The following is a 20,414-nucleotide window of genomic DNA, read 5'->3' as shown; positions in this document are numbered from 1 at the left end:
CCAGCCCGACGAGAGGACAGCATGACCGCCCGCCGCGTCGCGCGACGCCTCCCGCAGGGGTTGTCGTCATGAGGATCCTCGTCGTCGAAGATGACGCGGCGATGGCGAGGCTGCTGCGCAGGGCCCTCGCCTCGGAGGGCTACGCGGTGGACCTGGCCGGCACCGGCCCGGACGGGCTGTGGGCGGCCACCGAGAACGACTACGACGTCGTGGTGCTGGACGCGATGATCCCGGCGCCGAACGGCTTCGAGGTGGCCCGGCAGCTGCGCGAGCGCAGCCGGTGGGCCCCGATCCTCATGCTGACCGCCCGGGCCGACGTCGCCGATCGCGTCCGGGGCCTCGACAGCGGCGCCGACGACTACCTCACCAAGCCGTTCGCCCTGGACGAGCTCTTCGCCCGCGTGCGCGCCCTGGTGCGCCGCGGCGCCGTCCCGCGCCCCGCGGTGATGCGCGTGGGTGACCTCGAGCTGGACCCGGGCAGCCGCCGCGTCGAGCGCGACGGGACGCCGGTGGAGCTGACCAGCAAGGAGTTCGCCCTGCTCGCCGAGCTCATGCGCCACCCGGGCCAGGTGCTGTCGCGCAGCCACCTCATCGACCACGTGTGGGACTCCGCCTACGACGGCGCGTCCAACGTGGTGGAGGTCCACGTGCGGCGCCTGCGCGAGAAGGTCGACCGGCCCTTCGGCCGGGAGAGCATCCGCACCTCCCGCGGCGCCGGCTACCTCGTGGTCGACGACGCCGCCGACGCCGACTCCGCCGGTGACGCCACCGCCGCGGGCAGCGACGGGAGCGCCCGGTGAGGCCCGTCGCGCTGGCCGCCGTCCTCGCCGGTGCCGCCGTGGTCGGGCACGCCGGCCCCTCGGTGCTCGGCCGCGGCCGCTGGCGCGAGCGCGTGGTCCCCGGTCTGCTCGGCCGCGGAGCGCCCGGCGGCGTGGCCCTCACCTTCGACGACGGACCGCACCCCGAGGGGACCCCGGCGGTGCGGCGGGCCCTGGACGCGCTCGGCGTGCGCGCCACGTTCTTCCTGCTGGGCAGCCAGGTGGAGCGCCACCCCGGCGCGGTCGCGGCGCTCCTGGCCGACGGGCACGAGGTGGCCCTGCACGGCCACGCCCACCGCAACCACCTGGCCCGCACCGCACCCGCCCTCGTGGCCGACCTCGAGGGCGCCCGCGCGGCGGTGGTCCGCGACGCGGTGGCGAGCGGCCTGGACGCGGTGGACGTCGAGGCGGGTCTGCGCTTCACGCGGCCGCCCTACGGCGCCGTCTCGGGCGGCACCCTGCTCGCGGCGCGCGCGGCGCGCCTGCGCCCGGTCCTGTGGACGGCCTGGGGTCGGGACTGGCTGGGCCACGGCCACGAGCGCGTCACCGCCACGGTGCTGGCCGGCCTGGACCGCGACGCCCCCGGTCCCGCCGGCGGCGGCGGCACGGTGCTCCTGCACGACTCCGACTGCACCTCCGCGCCCGGCTCCTGGCGCGACGCGGTCGCCGCGCTCCCGGGCGTCGTGGCCGCCGTCCGCGACCGCGGCTGGGAGCTGCGCCCGCTGTCCGAGCACCTCGGGATCCCCACGACGACGACGGCGGGTCGCGCGTCGGTGGTGGCGCCGTGAGGGCCGACGTCTGGCTGGCCCTGGCCTCGGCGGCGTGCTTCGCGCTGTCCACCGTCGCCCAGCACCGCGCCGCGGTGGACAGCTCCGACGAGGCGGCGGGCACCTCCCCGCTGCGGCTGGTGGTGCGACTGGCGCGCAGCCCCCTGTGGCTGGTGGGCCTCGTGGCCGCCGTCGCCGCGCTGGTGCTGCAGGCCCTGGCGCTGAGCCGCGGCGCGCTGGTGGTCGTCCAGCCGATCCTCCTGCTGGGGCTGCTGCTGGCGCTGCCCCTGTCGGACGCGCTGGCCCGGCGGATGCCCGGCCGCGGTGAGGTGCTGGCGGCGCTGGCCGTGCTCGCGGGCCTGACGCTGTTCGTCGTGGCGGCCGACCCCGACCGCGGGGTCCCGGTGGCGCGCCAGGGGCACCTCCTCGTCACCGCCGGCGGCTGGACCGCGCTGGCGCTGCTGGCCGCGCTGCTGGGGGAGACGGTGCTGCGCCAGCGCAAGGCGCTGCTGCTCGGCCTGTCCGGAGGGGCCCTCATCGGCGTCTCCAGCGCGCTGCTCAAGCAGGTTGTCGGGCTCCTGGGCCGCGGACCGCTGGAGGCGCTGCTCGACCCGGCCTTCGCCGGGGTGGTGCTCACGGGCGTCGCCGGGCTGATCGCCACGCAGGCCGGGTACGCCGCCGGGCACCTGTCGGCCTCCCAGCCGGCGCACTCCATCGCCGAGCCCGCGGTGGCCTCCGCCATCGGCGCCACCGCGTTCGCCGAGCACCTCGCCGTGGGGGCGCTGCCCCTGGCCGGTCAGGTGGCCGGGGCCCTGCTCATGGTGGCCGGGGTCATCGCCATCGCGGCGGTGGTGCCCGACCTGCACCCCGACGAGCGCACCCGCTCCGGTGCGCAGCGGGGGGCGGTCTGAGTGCTGCCCGTCGTCCTCGCACTGGCGGCCGCCACGTGCTTCGCCAGCTCCACGGTGACCCAGCACCGGGCCGCCTCCAGCGCACCCGAGGGCAGCGGCACCGGGGTGCGCCTGGTGCTGGCCCTGCTGCGCCAGCCGCTGTGGCTGCTCGGGCTGGTCTTCGGGCTGGCCGGCGCGGCGCTGCAGACGGTGGCCCTGTCCGAGGGGGCGCTGCTGGTGGTGCAGCCGCTGCTGGTCACCGGCCTGCTGCTGGCGCTGCCGCTGTCGGTGCTGGTGGAGGGGCGGCGGCCTCCGCTGCTGGAGTGGCTGTGGGCCGTGGCGGTCGTCGTCGGCCTGGCCGTGTTCCTGGTCTCCGCGCGGCCCGGCGGGGGCAGCGAGGTGGCCCAGCCGGACGCGCTGCGCACCTGCGCGGTCGTCGGTGCGGGCGTGGTGCTGGTGGCGGCGGCGCTGTCCCGCGCCGGCAGCGGTCGGTACCGGGCGCTGCTGCTCGGCCTGGGCGGAGGCACCGCGCTGGGCCTGGCGGGGGCGCTGCTCAAGGAGGCCACCGGCCGCTACGAGGCCGACGGGCTGCTCAGCGTGCTCGGCACGTGGCCGCTGTGGGCGCTCGTGCTGGCCGGTGCCACCGGCGTCGTCCTCAACCAGTCCAGCTACCGCGTCGGCGTGCTCACCGCCTCCCAGCCGGCCATCACCATCGCCGAGCCGGTCGCCGCCGCCGTGGTGGGAGCCGCCGCCTTCGGCGAGCGGCTCTCCGCGGGTGACGGCGCCCGCGTCGTGCAGCTGCTCGGCATGCTGGTCATGATCTCCGCCGTCGTCATGCTGGCGCGCCTCACGGCCGGGGAGGCCCCCGGGGCCGACCCTTCGAAGACCACCCGAGTGACACCCCACTCCCCTGAGGAGGAGCTGTGCTGAAGCCCCCGGTCGATCCCCCGGTCGAGCCCCTGGGCGGCCCGCAGGTCGAGCCCGAGCCGTGGGCCAGCGTCCTCGTCGTCTCCGGCAGCGTCGGAGCGGGCCACGACGGCGCCGCGAACGAGCTGGCGCAGCGCCTGCGCGCGCTCGGCGTGCACGTCGACGTGGAGGACCACCTGCGCGCCCTCGTGCCGGGCGCGGCGCTGTTCCTGCGCCAGGGCTACACGCAGAGCGTGGGCCGCGTCCCCGCCCTCTTCGAGTGGCTGTTCGGCGTGCTGGAGGACTCCCGCTTCTGGCGCTTCCTGCTGATGCTGCTGTGCCGCACCAGCTGCTGGCGCCTGCAGCGCTGGTCCCGGCGCCGGCCGTACTCCCTGGTCGTCTCGACCTACCCCCTGGCCAGCCAGGCGCTGGGCAGCCTGCGCGAGCGCGGCCGCCTGCGCGTGCCGGTGGTCACCTACCTGTGCGACCCCGCCGCGCACCGCTCGTGGATCCACTCCGGCGTCGACCACCACTGGACCGTCACCGAGGCCACCGCCCGCCAGGGCCGCCGCGACTACGGCGTGGCCATGACCGCGGTGGGTCCGCTGGTGCCCGAGAGGTTCACCCGGGTCCCCGCTGAGCGCGGTGCGCAGCTGCGCGAGGAGCTGGGCATCGACCCCTCGCGCCGGGTGGCGCTGCTGGTGGCCGGCTCCCTCGGGCTCGGCGACGTCGCGGAGAGCGCGGCCCGCGTGGGCGAGGCCGGTCTGGTGCCGATGGTGCTGTGCGGTCGCAACGAGGAGCTGCGCGCCAGCGTGGCCCAGGTGCCCGGTGCGGTGGCGCTGGGCTGGCGCAGCGACGTGCACGAGCTGCTGAGCGTGGCCGACGTGCTGGTGCAGAACGCCGGTGGCCTGTCCTACACCGAGGCGCTCGTGGCCGGCCTGCCCGCCGTGAGCTACCGGTGCATCCCCGGTCACGGGCGGGCCAACGCCGCCGTGCTCGAGGGCGCCCGGCTCGCGCCGTGGGCCCGCACCGACGCCGAGCTCGCTCCGGCGCTGCGCTCGGCGCTGGCCCGCGGCCGCCGCGTCCCGCAGCTCGGCGACCCGGCCGAGGCCGTGCTCGCGCTGCTCGTGCCCGCCGACACCAGCGGGGTGGAGCTCGTCGACCTCACCGCGGCGCGGGCCGGACGCCGCTCGGCGCGGGTGCCCAGGCCGCTGCGCCCGGGGCGCATGGCCACCGCCGCGCTGGTCTCAGCGCTGCTCGCCCCGGTCCTCGCCCGCCGCAGCGGCTGAGGGCACGGCGTCGAGGGCCTGCAGCAGGTCCGCCCACAGGTCCTCGACGTCCTCCACGCCCACCGACAGGCGCAGCAGCTCCTCCGGCACCACCACGGGCTCCAGGGGGTGGCGGCGGCGGCGCTCGATGAGCGACTCCACCCCGCCCAGGCTCGTGGCGGGCAGCCACAGCCGGGTCGCCTCCTGCACGGCCTGCGCGGCGGCCGCGCCGCCGCGCACCTCGATGCTCAGCACCGACCCGAAGCCGCGCATCTGCGACCTCGCGCGCTCGTGCCCGGGGTCGGTGGGCAGCGAGGGGTGCCGCACCCGCGTGACCGCCGGGTGGTCGACGAGCCGGCGCGCCAGCTCGGCGGCGCTCGCCTGGGAGCGCTCCACGCGCAGGTGCAGCGTGCGGACGCCGCGCAGCGCCAGCCACGCCTCGAAGGGGCCGGGGATCGCCCCGACCACCGTCCGGTGCTTGGTGACCGCCGCCAGGACCTCCGGGTCGCGCGTGACCACCGCGCCCATCACCACGTCGGAGTGGCCGGCCAGGTACTTCGTCACCGAGTGGACGACGACGTCGGCGCCCACCGCGAGCGGCTGCTGCACCAGGGGCGTCGCGAAGGTGTTGTCCACCGCCGTCCGCACGCCGGCCTCCCGCGCGGCAGCGCACAGCGCCGGCAGGTCCGCCACCTCGAGCATCGGGTTGGTGGGCGACTCCAGCCAGAGCAGGTCACCGGGGGCGGTGCCGGACAGGGCCGCGACGACGGCGCCGGTGTCGGCGACCGGCACGCGCAGCTGGCGCAGCCGCCCGGTGGCCTCCAGGTGGTCCAGCAGGCCCAGCGTCGTGTTGTAGGCGCTCGACGGGGCGATGACCAGCCCGCCCACCGGAACCTGCTCGACCACCGCGCTGATGGCGGCCATGCCCGAGGCGAACGCCCGCGCGCCGCCGCCACCCGCCGGGTGCGCGTCCTCCAGCAGGGCGAGGACCTCCTCCAGCGCCTCCCACGTGGGGTTGGCGAACCGGGCGTACCCGCGGGCCCCGGGCTCGGTGCTGGCCACGAACGTGGACGTCAGCTCGACGGGGGCGTTGACGGGCGCGTCGGGGGTCCGCTGCGGGCGGCCGGCGGCCACGGCGAGGGTCTCGGGGGACCAGGCGGAGCCGGCGGGGGAGTCGTGCACGGCGCCAGGCTAGGCGGCGGCCGGTCGGGTCCGTGCCGGCGGCGGCTAGGGTCGCTGGCCATGGCCGAGACGCAGACCGAGCCGCAGCGCGAGCGTCCCCGGGTGGCCGTCGTCTTCGGGGGGCGGTCGAGCGAGCACGCCATCAGCTGCGCCACCGCCGCGGGCGTGCTCGCGGCGCTCGACAGGTCCCAGTGGGACGTGGTCCCCGTGGGCGTCACCCCCAGCGGCCACTGGGTGCTCGTCGCCGACGACCCGGCGCGCTGGTCCATCCGCGAGGGCGCTCCGCTGCCCGAGGTGACCGCCGGGGACGGCCCGGGCGTGCTGGTGCCGGTGGCCACGGACGACCGCGCGCTGCGCGTCAGCGAGCCGGGCGCGCCCCCGCGCGAGCTGGGCGACGTCGACGTCGTGCTCCCGCTCCTGCACGGTCCCTACGGGGAGGACGGCACCCTCCAGGGCCTGCTGGAGCTCGGGGACGTGCGCTACGCCGGGTCCGGGGTGCTCGCCTCCGCGCTGTCGATGGACAAGGGCTTCACGCGCACCGTGCTCGCTGCCGCGGGCCTGCCCGTCGGGCCGTGGGTGACGCTGCTGCCCGGGCAGTGGGAGGCCGACCGCGCCGCCTGCGAGCAGCGCGTCGCCGGGCTCGGCTGGCCGGTCTTCGTCAAGCCCGCCCGGGCCGGCTCGAGCATGGGCGTCTCCAAGGTGTCCCGCCCCGAGGACCTCGCCGCCGCCGTCGACCTGGCCACCTCCCACGACCCGAAGGTCGTGGTCGAGGCGGCCGTCGCCTCCCCGCGGGAGGTGGAGGTCGGCGTGCTCGCCGAGCTCGTGCAGACCCCCGTCGGCGGGGTGCGCGCGGTGCCCCGCGCCTCCGTGGTCGGGGAGGTGGTGGTCGGCGAGGGCCGCGACTTCTACGACTTCGAGGCCAAGTACCTCGACGACGGCGCCGTCCGCCTCGACAGCCCCGCCGACCTGCCGGCCGAGGTCTCCGAGCGCGCCCGCGCGCTGGCCCTGGACGTCTTCACCGCGGTGGGCGCCGAGGGCCTGGCCCGGGTGGACCTCTTCCTCACCGCGGACGGCGAGCTGCTGGTCAACGAGGTGAACACCATGCCGGGCTTCACCGCCTCGTCGATGTTCCCGCGGCTGTGGGACGCCTCCGGGCTGCCCTACCCGCAGCTGCTCGACAGGGTGCTGCGCCTGGCGCTGGCCCGCCCCACCGGCCTGCGCTGAGCCCCCGCGCTGAGCCCCCGCCGGGGGTTCAGGAGCAGGCCGCGGTCTTCTTCGCCAGCGAGACCGCCTTGGCCACCGACTGCGGCACGGCGCTCGTGAGGTCGGCGTCCGCGGGCATCTGCAGCGACACGGCGGGCACCCGGCCGTAGGTGGTCCAGGTGGTGCGCCCGTCGCCGTCGTCCACCGGGATCCAGTCGACCGTCGCGCCGTCCCCCTCCACCTGCTGGCACCCGCCGGCGGTCTCCAGCGCGGTGAGCTGGGCCACGCCGCAGCGCAGCACCACGGTGACCTGCTGCCCGTCGGCGCTGCCGCTGGGGACGCCGCTCCAGGCGGCCGCACCCTGCGCGGTGGTCGGACGGCGCTGCAGGCCGGCGACGCTGTCCGGCAGCGCCGTGTACACCTGCGCGCACATCGGCGCGGCACCGTCAGGGGCCGGCTCCACGCCCACGGACCCGGAGCAGCCCGCCAGCCCCGCCACCACGAGCGGGACGACGACGAGGGGCGCGGCGGTCAGGCGGAGCGAGCGGAGACGGGAGCGCACCCCGTCATTCACGCATGACGGTGCACGTGACCGTCCTCACGATCCCCGGGACCACGGCGATCTGCCCCAGCACCAGGGCGCCGAGGTCGTCGACGGGGCGCGCCCCGACGTGCACCACCACGTCGTAGGGGCCGGTCACGGCGTCGGCGGCGAGGACGCCGTCGAGCTGGGCGAGCGCCGACGCGACCCGGTCGGCCCGGCCGACCTCGGTCTGCACCAGGACGTACGCCTCGACCACGACCGCAGCTCCTCCCACGCCCGCGCCCCCGGCACCCTCGCCGGCGGTGGTCACGGAACGGTCACGGTACCGTCCACACGTGGTGCACAGGGGACCGGACCGCGCACCCGGAACGGTCGGTGCGGCGGGTGAGGCCGAGGTGCTCGGGCGCCTGCTCGCGGCGCTCGCGGTCCCGAGCCCCCCGGCGCAGCTGCTGGGCCCCGGGGACGACGCCGCCGTGGTCTCCGCCCCGGACGCCCGGGTGGTCGCCACCACCGACCTGCTCGTCGAGGGCCGCGACTTCCGCACCGACTGGTCCTCCGGCGCCGACGTCGGTGCCAAGGCCGCGGCGCAGAACCTCGCCGACCTGGCCGCCATGGGCGCGGTGCCCACCGGGCTGCTGCTGACGGTGGGGGCACCGCCGGCGACCCCGGTGGCGTGGCTGGAGGACCTGGGGCGCGGCATCGCGGTCGCGTGCTCGCGGTGGGGGACGGCGGTGGTCGGAGGCGACCTGTCGGGCGCGGCGCAGCTGCTGGTGTCGATCACGGCGCTCGGTGACCTCCAGGGGCGCGCCCCCGTCCTGCGCAGCGGCGCCCGGCCCGGAGACGTGCTGGCGCTCGCGGGGGCGGTCGGCCGGTCGGGAGCCGGGCTGGCGCTGCTGCTGGCTGGGGGGCCGCAGCTGGCGCAGGAGGTGGCGCCCGCGCTGCTGGCGGCCCACCGCCGCCCGCTGCCGCCCGTCGAGGCGGGCCCGGCGGCCGCGAGGGCCGGTGCGACGGCCATGCTCGACGTCAGCGACGGCCTGGGCGTCGACGGCGCGCGCCTCGCGGCGGCATCGGGCGTCCACCTGGACGTCGACCCGTCGTGGGAGGAGCAGCACGTCGTCGACCTGCTGGTCGCGGCCCGCCGCCTGGCGCGCGGGGACGACGACCTCGATGCCCACGTGCTCGCGCGCAGCTGGGTCCGCGGGGGAGGCGAGGACCACGCCCTCCTGGCCACCTTCCCGCCGGACGTCGCCGAGCGCGGGCTGCCGGAGCCCTTCGTGCGCATCGGCGAGGTGCTGCCCGCGCGCGAGGGGCGGCCCGCGGTCACCGCGGGCGGTGACGTCGAGGTGGTCGGCGGCTGGGACGTCTACGCCTGAGCAACCGCCGCCATCAGCGGACGTGACCGGCCTGCAGCCGGCCGCCCAGGGGTGCCAGCTCGGCCTCGACCGCTGCGACGAGGCGCTCCGGCTCCCCGCTGAGGAACGCGCCGACCAGCACCTCGGCGCGCGCGGCGTTCCACCGCCGCAGCGCTCGCGGCAGGTGCTTGCCGGACGCGAGCCACCGGCCGTGGCTCAGGAGCACGAGGGCGGCCGTCCTCTCGAAGAGCAGGCCCTGCAGGTAGCGGTGCTCGGCGGGGTCCTGGGCGTCGCCGACGTCGTCGAGGAGGTCCGTCACCACGTAGCGGAGGGCGTCCAGCTCACGGGCGCTCGCGCGGGGCCCCGCCTCCAGCACCGGGCGCCACCGTGACCTGAGGTCCGACAGCAGAGGGCTGCTCCTGAGCGGGCGGCCCTCCAGGAGCATCGTGATGATGACAGGACGGTGCGCTCGCACCTCGAGGGCTGCCCAGTGCTCGAAGCCCTCCTCGGTGTAGGCGAAGAGCTCGACGACGCCACCGCTCACCGCATGGGTGGACGCCTCGTCGGTCCGCCCCTCGCCGAGGAGCCCCGGCGGACCGAGGACGAGCAGGTCGACGTCGCTCGTCGCCGTGCGGGTTCCGGCTGCGGTGCTCCCGCCGAGCACGACGTCGGACGTGGCTGGCCAGCGCTCCTCCACGAAGCGCAGCGCGGCCGGCACCGGGTCCACGTCGACGACGGTAGCGGCGCGGCCCCCCGCCGACGCGCCCCGGGAGCGCCGCCGATCTTGACGGTCATTCCCGGTCTGCGCCAGGTCAGCCTCCGGCGACCGTGGACGCTGTGTCCCGGTACGGAGCCCCACACCGGGACACAGCGTCCACGGTCGAGGTCCCGACCGCTGCGCACTCGGCGAGGACTCGCTTGATCGCCGCAGGCGGCTGCCGCCTCCGGCCCAGGACGCAGCAGCGCCCGCCGGGCCGGAGCCGGGCGGGCGCTGCTGGTGCGTCAGGGGGTCAGCGGGTGACCTTGCCGGCCTTGAGGCAGGAGGTGCACACGTTGACGCGCTTGGGGGTCACGCCGTTCTCCAGGGTGCGCACGCGCTGGATGTTCGGGTCGAAGCGGCGCTTCGTGCGGCGGTGCGAGTGGGAGATGGCGTGGCCGAACCCAGGGCCCTTGCCGCAGACGTCGCAGGTGGCAGCCACAGCTCTACTCCAGTGATCTCGAAGGCGTCTTCCTCGGCCGGGGGGCAGCTGGCGCCGGATGACCGACGGCAGGGCTGCGCGCGCCCAGCGGACGGTCAAGAGTAGCCGAACCCGCGGGGTGCTCTCGACCCCGGACCCGCGACCGCGTGCCGCCGGCCACGCCCGGCGCGGGCTGTCGGAGGGCGCTGGCAGTCTGGCACCCGTGTCCCGGCTGTCGTCGCCGCTGAAGAAGGAGCTGGGTGACAAGAACGCCCAGGTCCTCGAGAAGACCCACGGGGTCACCACCGCGGGCGAGCTCGTCCTCGTGCTCCCGCGCCGCTACTACCGGCGGGGGGAGCTGACACCGCTGGCGCAGCTCGTCGAGGGGGAGGACGCCACCGTCGTCGCCGAGGTGGTGCGCACCAGCACCCGCCCGCTGCGCCAGCGCGGCGGGATGATGGTCGAGGTGGTGGTGACCGACGGCCGCGACGAGCTCTCGCTGGCCTTCTTCGGGCGCACCAACCAGGTCGGCTACCACCAGAGCCGCCTCAAGTGGGGCCGCGCGGCGATGTTCTCCGGCAAGGTGCAGAGCTACCGCGGCCGCCTGCAGCTGGTGCACCCCGAGTACGAGCTGCTCCCCGGTGACCTCGACACCGTCATGGCCACGGACGCCGAGGTGCTCCGCGCCCGCGCCGACGAGGTGATCCCGGTCTACCCCGCCTTCAAGGCGCTCCCGAGCTGGAAGACGGCCAAGGCCGTCGCCACCGTGCTGGACACCCTCACCGCCGAGGACGTGCCCGACGTCCTGCCCTCGGGCGTGCGGGACCTGGAGCAGGTGCCCAGCAAGCTCGACGCCCTCCTCTACCTGCACCGCCCCACCGACCTCGAGCAGCCGCCCCGCGGCCTGCGGCACTTCGAGCTGGAGGAGGCCTACGTCACGCAGGTGGCGCTCGCCAGGCGGCGCGCGGCCCTCGCCGTCCTCCCCGCCACTCCCTACCCGCCGCGCGAGGGGGGCCTGCTGGCCGCCTTCGACGCCTCCCTGCCCTTCGACCTCACGGCCGGGCAGCAGGAGGTGGGCGGTGCCCTGGCGGCCGACCTGTCCCGCACCTCCCCGATGAACCGGCTGCTGCAGGGCGAGGTCGGCTCCGGCAAGACGGTGGTGGCCCTGCGGGCCATGCTGCAGGTGGTCGACGCGGGCGCCCAGTGCGCGCTGCTCGCCCCCACGGAGGTGCTCGCCCAGCAGCACGTGCGGTCCCTGACCCGGATGCTCGGGCCGCTGGCCGCTCACGGCCTGCTGGGAGGAGCTGTGAGCGACGGCCCGCAGGTGCAGGTGCGCCTGCTCACCGGCTCGCAGTCCACGGCGGACCGGCGCGCAGCGCTGCTCGACGTCGCCAGCGGGGACGCGGGGATCGTCATCGGCACCCACGCGCTCCTGCAGGACGCCGTCGACTTCTACGACCTCGGCCTCGTCGTCGTCGACGAGCAGCACCGGTTCGGGGTGGAGCAGCGCGACGCGCTGCGGGCCAAGTCCGGCGTCCCGCCCCACGTGCTCGTCATGACCGCCACCCCCATCCCGCGCACCGTGGCCATGACGGTCTTCGGAGACCTGGAGGTGTCCACCCTCACCGAGCTGCCCGCCGGGCGACAGGGCATCACCACCGCCGTGGTGCCCGACTGGCGCGACAACTACGTCGACAGGTGCTGGCAGCGCGTCCGGGAGGCCGCCGACGCCGGCCACCAGGTGTACGTGGTCTGCCCCCGGATCGGGGAGGAGGGGGAGGACGACGACGGCGAGGGCGTCCTGGCCGCACCCGACCCCGGCGAGCGCCCCACCCGCTCGGGGCGGCCCCGTCCCGGCGGCGACCACGCGAGCGAGGAGGGCCAGCTCTTCGACGGCCCCCCGGACGAGGGGGAGGGCGAGGGCCGCCGTCCTCCGCGCGGCCTGTACGAGGTGCTCGCCGAGCTGCGGGCCCGGCCCGAGCTGGCCGGGCTGCGCCTGGGCACCCTGCACGGCCGGATGCGCCCTGACGACAAGGACGCCGCCATGCGCGCCTTCGCCGCCGGTGAGCTCGACGTGCTCGTGGCCACCACCGTGGTGGAGGTCGGCGTCGACGTCCCCGGCGCCACCGTGATGGTCGTCGTCGACGCCGAGCGGTTCGGCCTGTCGCAGCTGCACCAGCTGCGCGGCCGCGTCGGGCGCGGTGACCAGCCGGGCCTGTGCCTGCTCATGACCGGCGCCCAGGAGGACGAGGCCGGCCTGGGGCGGCTGAAGAGCTTCGCGGAGACCTCCGACGGCTTCGCCGTGGCCGACCTCGACCTCGCCTCCCGCCGCGAGGGCGACGTGCTGGGCGCCGCCCAGTCCGGGCGCAACAACTCCTCGCTGCGCTACCTCAGGGTGCTCGGCAACGAAGACCTCATCACCCGCGCCCGCCGCTACGCCAGCGACCTCGTGGCCTTCGACCCCGAGCTGGTCGACGCCCCGCGCGTGCGCGAGGCGCTGGAGCGGCTGGAGGAGCGGGAGGCGTTCGTCGAGCGGGGCTGAACCTGCTGGCCGCGGCACCCGGTCCCGCCTACCATGACCGTGACAGAAGCTCAGGGATCCGTGCGACCTGTGGTGGGGAGGCGCACACGTCCCTTGGAGCACGTCCCGTGAGCCTCACCGCCTCCTTCGCCCCCTACGCAGAGCTGCAGCGGGCGGCGGGCACGCCCTACCTCGTCACCACCTTCGCCGCCCGGCTGCCGATCACCCTCGTGCCCGTGTCCGTGCTCGCCGCGGTCACCGCCGGCACCGGGTCCGTGGCCGTCGGGGGCCTCGCCGCGGCCGCCACGTCGGTCGGGGAGGCCGTCGGCGGCCCCACGCTCGGCGCGCTCGCCGACCGGCTCGCCCGCCGCGGCGGGCAGCGCCCGGTGCTCCTGGCCGCCGCCACCGTCAACGTGCTCGCCCTGCTCGTGGTCGCCACCGGCGCCGCCGCGCTGCCGGTGCCGCTGCTCCTGCTGGCCACCCTCGTGGCCGGGTTCGCGATGCCGCCCATCGGCTCCTTCTCCCGCGCCCGGTGGATGCGCCGCACCCCGGCGCTGGTGCCCACGGCGATGGCGGGGGAGAGCGCCGCCGACGAGGTCGCCTACGTGCTCGGCCCGGCGCTCGCGGGCCTCGTGGCCCTCGCCGGCTCCCCGGCCACGTCGCTGCTCGTGGCCGCCGCGCTCGTGGCGGTCGCCGTGCCGGCCTTCGCGCTGCACCCCAGCGCCACCGCGCCCTCGTCCGCCACGGGCGCGGACCAGCACGAGGACGACGGCGCGCCGCGCGCCAGCGGCGACCTGCTGCGCCGCCTCGCCGTCGTCATCGTCGCCGCGGTGGGCATGGGCCTGTTCTTCGGCGGTGGGCAGACCACGCTGACGGCCGCCGCCCGGGAGGCCGGCAGCATCGGGGCCGGCGGCCTGCTCGTGGCGGCCATGGGCGTCGGGTCGGCGTTCACCGCCCTGGCCATGGTGGCCGTGCCGGCGCGGGTCTCCCTGGCGCTGCGGCTGGCCGCCGCGGCCGCGGTGCTCCTCGTGGGCGTGGGCACCATGGCGGCCTCCCTCGCCCTGACCCCGTCCCTGCTCGCGCTCGCGGTGGCCACGGCGCTGGCCGGCCTCGCCGTCGGTCCGGCCATGGTGACGATCACGTCGATGGCCGCCGAGCGCAGCCCCGCCGGGAGCGGCGCCACGGCCATGACCCTGGTGGGCAGCGGCATCGTGGTGGGCGTGGGCAGCGGGGCGGCGGTGGCCGGCTGGCTGGCCGAGCACCACGGAGCGCTCCACGCGACGGGCGTGCTCGCCGTGGCCGCCCTGGTCCTGCTCGGCGCCGCAGCGGTCGCCGCCCGCACCGGCCGCGCCCCCATCGCCCCCAGTGCCCCCAGCGCCCCGGCGGGTGCGGCGTGACGCGGATCGTGTCCGGCGTCGCGGGCGGACGCCGCCTGGAGGTGCCGAAGGGCGCCACCCGGCCCACGTCGGACCGGGTGCGCGAGGCGCTCTTCTCGCGCCTGGAGCACGAGCGGGACCTGGCCGGCGCGGCAGTGCTGGACCTGTTCGCCGGCTCCGGGGCGCTCGGCCTGGAGGCGGCGAGCCGCGGCGCCGACCGCGTGCTCCTCGTGGACTCCGCCCCCGCGGCCGCCGCCACGTGCCGCCGCAACGCTGCGGCCCTGGTCCTGCCGGGGGTGGAGGTGCGCGCGGCCACCGCGCTGTCGGTGCTGGCCGGTGGCGCCGCGGCGGCGGGCTTCGCCGGGGGCGCCGACGTCGTCCTGGTCGACCCTCCCTACGACCTGCCCGAGGACGCCCTCGCCGCCCTCCTGCTCGCCCTCGTCGAGCACGGCTGGCTGGCGCCCCTGGCGCACCTCGTGGTCGAGCGCTCCACCCGCAGCCCCGAGCCGGGGTGGCCGGCCGGCGTGCTGGGCCTGGGGCAGAAGAAGTACGGCGAGACGGCGCTGTGGTGGGCCGAGCCCACCGGTGGCGACCAGCCGTAGGGTCGCCGCGTGCACACCCCGACGCGGTGCGTCTGCCCCGGCTCCTTCGACCCGCCGACGCTCGGGCACGTCGACGTCGTCACGCGGGCCGCCGCGCTGTTCGACGAGGTGGTCGTGGCGGTGCACGTCAACCCGTCCAAGACCCCGCACTGGGACGCCGCCCAGCGGGTCGAGGCGCTGCGGGAGTGCCTGGACGAGGCGCTGCCCCCGCACACCGCCGCCCGGGTGCGCGTGGAGGCCGTCGAGGGCGGGCTCCTGGTCGACCACGTGCGCTCGGTGGGGGCCACCGCCGTCGTCAAGGGCCTCCGGTCGGCCACCGACGTCGAGCACGAGCAGCCGATGGCGCTGGTGAACCGAGACCTCGCCGGCGTGGAGACGGTGCTGCTCGTGGCCGACCCGCGCTGGGGCCACGTGTCCAGCTCCCTCGTCAGGCAGGTGCACGCGCTGGGGGGCTCGGTGGCGCCCTACGTGCCCTCCGCGGTGCTCCGCCGGCTGCTCGACCGCTGAGCTCCGGCTGGTCTCCGGCTGAGCCGGTTGGGGCCACGGCCCACCACCGGGTAGTCTCGTCCCTCGGTCTGTCGGTCGTTCGCGCGCGCCCAGCGCGGCGAGCAGACCCGGCCGTGGTCGTACAGCGAAGGCAGAAGGACGATGGAACAGCTCGACGTGCGCTCCCCGTACGTCGTCGACACCCGTGAGCTGGGTCGGCGACCCGGGCTCTCGCACCCCCTCACCCGCACCGTCCCGGCGCCGGCGGACCTCGGCACCGAGGTCATCGCCGTGGCCGAGGGCAGCGACCTCCAGCTCGACCTGCTGCTGGAGTCGGTGGTGGAGGGCGTCCTGGTCTCCGGGACCGTGCACGGCGAGGCGACCGGCGAGTGCGTCCGCTGCCTCGACCCGGTCGAGCGCTCGGTCGACGTGCGCCTCCAGGAGCTGTTCGCGTACCCGGACAAGTCCTCCGCCGAGGACGAGGACGTGCTGGAGCTGCAGGGAGACCTGCTCGACCTCGAGCCCGCCCTGCGCGACGCCGTCGTGCCCTCGCTGCCGTTCCAGCCGGTGTGCACCGTCGACTGCCCGGGCCTGTGCTCGCAGTGCGGGGCGCGCCTCGCGGACGACCCGCTGCACGGCCACGACGACACAGACCCCCGCTGGGCGGCGCTGCGACAGCTCGCCGCGTCCGCGGACGACACCACCCCAACGACCGACGAGCGCCCCGCTCGACCGGAGAACCCGAGGAGCTGACCGTGGCGGTCCCCAAGCGCAAGATGTCCCGTTCCAACACCCGTCACCGCCGTTCGCAGTGGAAGGCGGCGCCCCTGACGCTGGTCGCCACCACCCGCGGCAGCGGCACCGAGTACTCCCTGCCCCACACCGCGCGCGTCGTCACCGACGCGGCCGGCACCCCCCTGTACCTCGAGTACAAGGGCCGCAAGGTCAAGGACCTCTGACGGCCCGTCGCCGTCGGCCCGTCGAGCCGCCGCGCGACCAGGTCCACGCGCGCCTGCTGGAGCAGCTCGGCCTCGAGGTCGAGGTCGAGCTGCTCGAGCGCGCCCTCGTCCACCGGTCGTGGTCGTACGAGAACGGCGGTGTGCCGACCAACGAGCGCCTGGAGTTCCTCGGCGACGCCGTCCTGGGTCTCGTCGTCACCGACGAGCTGTTCCACCGCCACCCCGACCTGCCCGAGGGCCGTCTGGCCAAGCTGCGATCGGCGGTGGTCAATATGCGCGCCCTCGCCAGCGTGGCGCGCAGGCTCGACCTGGGCGCCGCCGTGCGCCTCGGCCGCGGCGAGGAGACCACGGGCGGTCGCGACAAGGACTCGATCCTCGCGGACACCACCGAGGCCGTGATCGGCGCCGCCTACCTCTCCTGCGGCCCCGACGCCGCCCGGGAGCTCGTGCTGCGCCTCGTCGGCCCGCTGCTCGAGGTGTCCGCGGAGCTCGGCGCGGGCCTGGACTGGAAGACCTCGCTGCAGGAGCTGGGCGCTGCCCACGGTCTGGGGCCGGTGGAGTACCTCGTCACCGAGGAGGGCCCCGACCACGCCAAGACCTTCGCCGCCGAGGCCACGTTCCCCGAGGCGCCCGCTGACGGCGCCGGGCCGGCGCCGCGCGGCCGGGGTGCGGGGCGCAGCAAGAAGGAGGCCGAGCAGGAGGCCGCCGCGTCCGCGTGGCGCGCCCTGCACGCCGAGCGGGGAGCCACCCCCGCGGTCCAGCCGCTCCCGCAGGGCGCCTGAGCCGGCCGTGCCCGAGCTGCCCGAGGTGGAGGTCGTCCGGCGCGGCCTCGCCCGCTGGACCACCGGCGCCGTGGTCGACGCCGTCGAGGTGCTCCACCCCCGCCCGGTCCGCCGCCACACCGCCGGCCCGGACGACCTCGTCGCCCGGCTCGTGGGGTCCCGCGTGGACGACGTGGTCCGCCGGGGCAAGTTCCTCTGGTTCGAGCTGGACACCGGCGAGGCCCTGCTGGCGCACCTGGGCATGAGCGGCCAGCTGCTGCTCGAGCCGCCGCAGGCCCCCGACGAGAAGCACCTGCGGGTGCGGCTGCGCCTGTCCGACGCCGACAGCGGCGGCGCCCTGGAGGGCCGCGAGCTGCGCTTCGTCGACCAGCGCATGTTCGGCGGCCTCGCCGTCGTCGACCTGCTCCCCACCCCCGACGGCCTGCCCGGCGGCACCGGTGGTCCCGCCCCAGCAGCCGCTGCCACCAGCGGGCAGGACGACGACGCGGTGCTGCGGCTGGGCAGGCCCTCCAGCCCGCGCGTGCCCGAGGGCGTGGCGCACATCGCGCGGGACCCCTTCGACCCGCACCTGGACGAGCGCGCCCTGGTCGACAGGCTCCGCAGCCGGCGGACCGGTGTGAAGCGGGCCCTGCTCGACCAGGACCTGCTCTCCGGCGTCGGCAACATCTACGCCGACGAGGCCCTGTGGCGCTCGCGCCTGCACGGCGAGCGCCCCGCCTCGGGGCTGACCCGTCCGGCGGCGCGGCGGCTGCTCGCCGACGTCCGGGACGTCATGGCCGAGGCCCTGGCCCAGGGCGGCACGAGCTTCGACAGCCTCTACGTGGACGTGAACGGCGCCTCGGGCTACTTCGAGAGAGGGCTGGCCGTGTACGGCCGCGAGGGCCGGCCGTGCCCGCGCTGCGGGGCCCCGGTGCGGCGCGAGGCCTTCGCCAACCGCTCCTCGCACTCGTGCCCGGTGTGCCAGCCTCGCCCGCGCTCGGCCGGGGCCGCGTCCGGGAAGGGCCGTGGCTGAGCTGCGCGCCGTGGTGAGCGGCGTCGTCCAGGGGGTTGGGTTCCGCTGGTGGACCGCGCGCCGCTGCGAGCAGCTCGGGCTCGACGGGGGAGGCGTGAACCAGGCCGACGGCACGGTGCTCGTGCGCGCCACCGGCGACGCGGACGCCGTGGAGCAGCTGCTGCGCGACCTGCGCGAGGGCACCGCAGGTCGTCCGGGCCGTGTGGACGACGTCGACGTGGCGCGCCCCTGAGAGAGGGCCCGCCCCCGACGCCGGGACCCGGTGACTGCTCAGGCGCGGGCGTCGAAGAGCGACCGGTTCCAGTCGCCCCCGGGGAGCTGGTGGTCGTCGAGGTGCTCGCCGAGCCAGTCCATGGCGTTCGCCAGCGTGGCCCGGCGCTGGGAGGGCGTCTGGTCCGGCCCGTAGGTGACGGTCAGCCCCTTGACGGCGTGGGGCGGAGTCCCGGTGGAGAAGTACGTGACGACCGACCCGTCGGTGCTCGACGAGCTGGTCTGGTTCGCGCCTCCCGCGAACCGGGGTGTCACGTCGGGTCCGGTCCGCACCGCGACCACGTCCGGAACCTGCTGGAAGGTCCACCCGCTGAGCGCTGACAGTGCCGTGAGGGACACCGACCCGCCGGGCGTCCGCAGGCCCGCCAGGAGAGCCTCCTCGGCGGGCGTCCGCGCCACCCGCAGGTCGGTCGAGCGCGAGCTCTGCGCGGTGGGCCGTAAGGCCACTCCGGCAGCGGCCGCGGCCCAGGTCGGGCTCTGCGCCGGTGGGGACGTCCGCGGCAGGGCGGAGAGGCTGCTCACCCCACGGTGATCGGCACCTGGGGACCCGACCTGGACCGGCTGCTGATCCTCACGTGCGTCGCGCCCGTGCGGCTGCGGTCCCTGGCCGACGCCTCCGTGCCGGTCAGGTGTGCGCCGGCTCCGGCTGGACCGCGCGGGCCCGGGCGGCGAGCCAGCGCTCGCGCAGGCGCTCGGCCACCTCGGGGCCGTGGCGCAGCTCGACGTGCTTGAGCACGTGGCAGGCGTGCGCCGTCCGCAGCACCAGGCAGCCCGTGGGGCCGTGCCGGGTCCACTCCACGGCCGTGACGTCGCTCAGCCGCAGGTCCGCGACGTGCGCCGGTGCGGAGCCGCGCGGCTCCGCCGCGAGCACCGCGCGGCTGTCGGTGACCGCCAGCACGGCGCGGGCGTCGCCCACGGCGCCCATCAGCAGCTCGTGGACCTGCTCGTCGGCGGGCAGGTGCCCGTCGAGGATCCGGTGGAGGGTCCGTCCGGTCACCCACAGGTGCTCCCGGTTGCGCACGTCCAGCAGCTCCGGGTGGTCCTGCTCGGCGCGCCGGTCCAGGCTCCAGCTCATCGTCCCCGCCTCTCGAGGTGTCTTCTCGTCCAGCGGCCCGGGCACCACCCGGGTCGCGAAGATCGTGCTCCCCGGCGACCGCTGGCACCACCCCCACGGGCACCCACGGCGCTGGGAGGTCTCTGGGAGTCCGCTCGGAGCGCTCTCAGGCTCGGCGCAGACGGCGGCCGGCGTCCCGCGGCGGCGCCCGAACCCGCCTCGGACGTCCGACCCGCCCGCTAACTTCGAGGGGTGCACCTCAAGACGCTGAGCCTGAAGGGCTTCAAGTCCTTCGCCTCCGCGACCACGCTGCACCTCGAGCCGGGCATCACGTGCGTCGTCGGCCCCAACGGGTCGGGCAAGTCCAACGTCGTCGACGCCCTCGCCTGGGTCATGGGGGAGCAGGGCGCCAGGTCCCTGCGCGGCGCCTCCATGCAGGACGTCATCTTCGCCGGCACCGCCGCCACGCCCACCGGCCCCGGCCGCCCTCCGCTGGGACGCGCCGAGGTCTCCCTCACCATCGACAACGCCGACGGCGCGCTGCCCTTCGCCGCCCCCGAGGTGACCATCACCCGCACGATGTTCCGCGCCGGCGGCAGCGAGTACGCGATCAACGGCACCCCCGCTCGCCTGCTCGACGTCACCGAGCTGCTGTCCGACACCGGCATCGGCCGGGAGATGCACGTCATCGTGGGCCAGGGCCAGCTCGACGCCGTCCTGCACGCCACCCCCGAGGAGCGCCGCGGCTTCGTCGAAGAGGCCGCGGGCGTCCTCAAGCACCGCAAGCGCAAGGAGAAGGCCCTCCGCAAGCTCGACGCCATGCAGGCCGGGCTGGTGCGCCTCACCGACCTGGCCGCCGAGGTGCGCCGCCAGCTCGGCCCCCTGGCCCGCCAGGCGGACGCCGCCCGCCGCGCCCAGACCGTGCAGGCGGAGGTGCGCGAGGCCCGCTCCCTCCTGCTCGCCCACGACGTCGCCCAGGCGCAGGCCGCACTCGCGGCCGACCTCGCCGACGAGGCCGTGGCGGTCGCCCTGCGCGAGGAGCTGGAGCAGCGGCTGGCCGCCGCGCGCACCGAGCTGGCCGCCGCCGAGCTCACCGAGCGCGCGGCCGCCGCGCGCCTGGCGCCCGCGGCCGAGGCCTGCCACGACCTCGTGGCCCAGCGCGAGGGCCTGCGCGGCACGGCGGCGCTGGCCGCCGAGCGCGAGCGCACGCTGGGCGCCGCGGCCCAGGCCTCGGCGACGGCGTC

24 protein-coding genes are annotated in these 20,414 nt (G+C 76.7%); 17 read left to right on the top strand and 7 right to left on the bottom strand.

Annotation, left to right across the window (positions count from 1 at the left end; all coding sequences use genetic code 11):
* Positions 1 to 68 precede the first annotated feature (68 nt).
* The 5 genes from H7K62_RS06365 to H7K62_RS06345 are packed head-to-tail and all read left to right on the top strand — an operon-like array spanning position 69 to position 4,670.
* Complete coding sequence (locus tag H7K62_RS06365) at positions 69 to 800, top strand: response regulator transcription factor (RefSeq protein ID WP_186717129.1); 732 nt, start codon at positions 69 to 71, stop codon at positions 798 to 800.
* Positions 797 to 1,606: a polysaccharide deacetylase family protein gene (locus H7K62_RS06360; protein WP_222437191.1), complete on the top strand. Its 810-nt coding sequence runs from the start codon at positions 797 to 799 to the stop codon at positions 1,604 to 1,606. The genes H7K62_RS06365 and H7K62_RS06360 overlap by 4 nt, the downstream gene beginning before the upstream one ends.
* Positions 1,603 to 2,496: a DMT family transporter gene (locus H7K62_RS06355; RefSeq protein WP_186717128.1), complete on the top strand. Its 894-nt coding sequence runs from the start codon at positions 1,603 to 1,605 to the stop codon at positions 2,494 to 2,496. Before H7K62_RS06360 ends, H7K62_RS06355 begins: the two co-directional genes overlap by 4 nt.
* Complete coding sequence (locus H7K62_RS06350; RefSeq protein WP_186717127.1) at positions 2,497 to 3,405, top strand: DMT family transporter; 909 nt, start codon at positions 2,497 to 2,499, stop codon at positions 3,403 to 3,405.
* Positions 3,399 to 4,670: an MGDG synthase family glycosyltransferase gene (locus tag H7K62_RS06345; protein ID WP_186717126.1), complete on the top strand. Its 1,272-nt coding sequence runs from the start codon at positions 3,399 to 3,401 to the stop codon at positions 4,668 to 4,670. Before H7K62_RS06350 ends, H7K62_RS06345 begins: the two co-directional genes overlap by 7 nt.
* Here the strand turns inward: H7K62_RS06345 and H7K62_RS06340 are convergent.
* Complete coding sequence (locus H7K62_RS06340) at positions 4,629 to 5,831, bottom strand: trans-sulfuration enzyme family protein (protein ID WP_186717125.1); 1,203 nt, start codon at positions 5,829 to 5,831, stop codon at positions 4,629 to 4,631. The genes H7K62_RS06345 and H7K62_RS06340 overlap by 42 nt on opposite strands.
* Positions 5,832 to 5,891: 60 nt before the next feature.
* Here H7K62_RS06340 and H7K62_RS06335 point away from each other — a divergent pair, with 60 nt between their 5' ends.
* Positions 5,892 to 7,055 (top strand): D-alanine--D-alanine ligase family protein, encoded by a 1,164-nt coding sequence (locus H7K62_RS06335; protein ID WP_186717124.1) that lies wholly within the window; start codon positions 5,892 to 5,894, stop codon positions 7,053 to 7,055.
* Positions 7,056 to 7,083: 28 nt separating this feature from the next.
* Here the strand turns inward: H7K62_RS06335 and H7K62_RS06330 are convergent, their stop codons facing one another.
* Both H7K62_RS06330 and H7K62_RS06325 read right to left on the bottom strand, forming a co-directional pair.
* Positions 7,084 to 7,596, bottom strand: a complete 513-nt coding sequence (locus tag H7K62_RS06330) for a DUF3515 domain-containing protein (protein ID WP_186717123.1) — start codon at positions 7,594 to 7,596, stop codon at positions 7,084 to 7,086.
* Positions 7,597 to 7,600: 4 nt separating this feature from the next.
* The gene (locus H7K62_RS06325) at positions 7,601 to 7,834 is read right to left on the bottom strand and encodes an Lrp/AsnC family transcriptional regulator (protein WP_186717490.1); all 234 of its coding nucleotides are present in this window, start codon (positions 7,832 to 7,834) and stop codon (positions 7,601 to 7,603) included.
* 79 nt (positions 7,835 to 7,913) lie between these two features.
* On the opposite strand from H7K62_RS06325, the gene H7K62_RS06320 reads away from it, so the two are divergent.
* A complete protein-coding gene (locus H7K62_RS06320; RefSeq protein WP_370591642.1) occupies positions 7,914 to 8,951 on the top strand; it encodes a thiamine-phosphate kinase in 1,038 nt (345 codons plus the stop codon).
* A 13-nt stretch (positions 8,952 to 8,964) separates the two neighbouring features.
* Here H7K62_RS06320 and H7K62_RS06315 read toward each other — a convergent pair whose 3' ends face one another.
* Positions 8,965 to 9,657, bottom strand: coding sequence for a nucleotidyltransferase domain-containing protein (locus H7K62_RS06315; protein WP_186717122.1), 693 nt, complete (start codon positions 9,655 to 9,657; stop codon positions 8,965 to 8,967).
* 283 nt (positions 9,658 to 9,940) lie between these two features.
* On the bottom strand, positions 9,941 to 10,129 hold the full coding sequence (rpmB, locus tag H7K62_RS06310) for a 50S ribosomal protein L28 (RefSeq protein WP_109772534.1): 189 nt from the start codon (positions 10,127 to 10,129) through the stop codon (positions 9,941 to 9,943).
* Between the two features lie 202 nt (positions 10,130 to 10,331).
* Between rpmB and H7K62_RS06305 the strand changes: the two genes are divergently transcribed.
* From H7K62_RS06305 to H7K62_RS06265, 9 genes are all read left to right on the top strand, one after another.
* Entirely contained in the window at positions 10,332 to 12,650 is a 2,319-nt protein-coding gene (locus H7K62_RS06305) for an ATP-dependent DNA helicase RecG (protein WP_222437190.1), read from the top strand.
* A 107-nt stretch (positions 12,651 to 12,757) separates the two neighbouring features.
* Positions 12,758 to 14,026 (top strand): MFS transporter, encoded by a 1,269-nt coding sequence (locus H7K62_RS23595; RefSeq protein WP_186717120.1) that lies wholly within the window; start codon positions 12,758 to 12,760, stop codon positions 14,024 to 14,026.
* The gene (gene rsmD, locus H7K62_RS06295; protein WP_186717119.1) at positions 14,023 to 14,607 is read left to right on the top strand and encodes a 16S rRNA (guanine(966)-N(2))-methyltransferase RsmD; all 585 of its coding nucleotides are present in this window, start codon (positions 14,023 to 14,025) and stop codon (positions 14,605 to 14,607) included. Before H7K62_RS23595 ends, rsmD begins: the two co-directional genes overlap by 4 nt.
* A gap of 9 nt (positions 14,608 to 14,616) precedes the next feature.
* Positions 14,617 to 15,114, top strand: coding sequence for a pantetheine-phosphate adenylyltransferase (coaD, locus tag H7K62_RS06290; protein ID WP_186717118.1), 498 nt, complete (start codon positions 14,617 to 14,619; stop codon positions 15,112 to 15,114).
* A gap of 141 nt (positions 15,115 to 15,255) precedes the next feature.
* Entirely contained in the window at positions 15,256 to 15,846 is a 591-nt protein-coding gene (locus H7K62_RS06285) for a YceD family protein (RefSeq protein WP_186717117.1), read from the top strand.
* Between the two features lie 2 nt (positions 15,847 to 15,848).
* On the top strand, positions 15,849 to 16,052 hold the full coding sequence (gene rpmF, locus H7K62_RS06280; RefSeq protein WP_186717116.1) for a 50S ribosomal protein L32: 204 nt from the start codon (positions 15,849 to 15,851) through the stop codon (positions 16,050 to 16,052).
* On the top strand, positions 16,049 to 16,834 hold the full coding sequence (rnc, locus tag H7K62_RS06275) for a ribonuclease III (protein ID WP_186717488.1): 786 nt from the start codon (positions 16,049 to 16,051) through the stop codon (positions 16,832 to 16,834). The genes rpmF and rnc overlap by 4 nt, the downstream gene beginning before the upstream one ends.
* A gap of 7 nt (positions 16,835 to 16,841) precedes the next feature.
* Positions 16,842 to 17,846, top strand: coding sequence for an Fpg/Nei family DNA glycosylase (locus H7K62_RS06270; RefSeq protein ID WP_186717115.1), 1,005 nt, complete (start codon positions 16,842 to 16,844; stop codon positions 17,844 to 17,846).
* Positions 17,839 to 18,078: an acylphosphatase gene (locus H7K62_RS06265; RefSeq protein ID WP_186717114.1), complete on the top strand. Its 240-nt coding sequence runs from the start codon at positions 17,839 to 17,841 to the stop codon at positions 18,076 to 18,078. Before H7K62_RS06270 ends, H7K62_RS06265 begins: the two co-directional genes overlap by 8 nt.
* Before the next feature lie 38 nt (positions 18,079 to 18,116).
* Here the strand turns inward: H7K62_RS06265 and H7K62_RS06260 are convergent, their stop codons facing one another.
* The gene (locus tag H7K62_RS06260) at positions 18,117 to 18,638 is read right to left on the bottom strand and encodes a hypothetical protein (RefSeq protein WP_186717113.1); all 522 of its coding nucleotides are present in this window, start codon (positions 18,636 to 18,638) and stop codon (positions 18,117 to 18,119) included.
* 103 nt (positions 18,639 to 18,741) lie between these two features.
* A complete protein-coding gene (locus H7K62_RS06255) occupies positions 18,742 to 19,191 on the bottom strand; it encodes a hypothetical protein (RefSeq protein ID WP_186717112.1) in 450 nt (149 codons plus the stop codon).
* A 231-nt stretch (positions 19,192 to 19,422) separates the two neighbouring features.
* Between H7K62_RS06255 and H7K62_RS06250 the strand changes: the two genes are divergently transcribed.
* On the top strand, positions 19,423 to 20,414 hold a 992-nt coding region (locus tag H7K62_RS06250; RefSeq protein WP_186717111.1), incomplete at its 3' end, for an AAA family ATPase.

Source organism: Quadrisphaera sp. RL12-1S (assembly GCF_014270065.1).
In the GTDB taxonomy this organism is placed as follows: domain Bacteria; phylum Actinomycetota; class Actinomycetes; order Actinomycetales; family Quadrisphaeraceae; genus Quadrisphaera.
The sequence above is the reverse complement of the archived record's forward strand: the minus strand, read 5'-3'. Positions and strand labels throughout refer to the sequence as shown.

Excerpts from the sequence above, each read along its gene's own strand:
- H7K62_RS06365 (WP_186717129.1), top strand. The coding sequence starts at position 69 with ATGAGGATCCTCGTCGTCGAAGATGACGCGGCGATGGCGAGGCTGCTG.
- H7K62_RS06335 (WP_186717124.1), top strand. The coding sequence starts at position 5,892 with ATGGCCGAGACGCAGACCGAGCCGCAGCGCGAGCGTCCCCGGGTGGCC.
- H7K62_RS06285 (WP_186717117.1), top strand. The coding sequence starts at position 15,256 with ATGGAACAGCTCGACGTGCGCTCCCCGTACGTCGTCGACACCCGTGAG.
- H7K62_RS06255 (WP_186717112.1), bottom strand. The coding sequence starts at position 19,191 with ATGAGCTGGAGCCTGGACCGGCGCGCCGAGCAGGACCACCCGGAGCTG.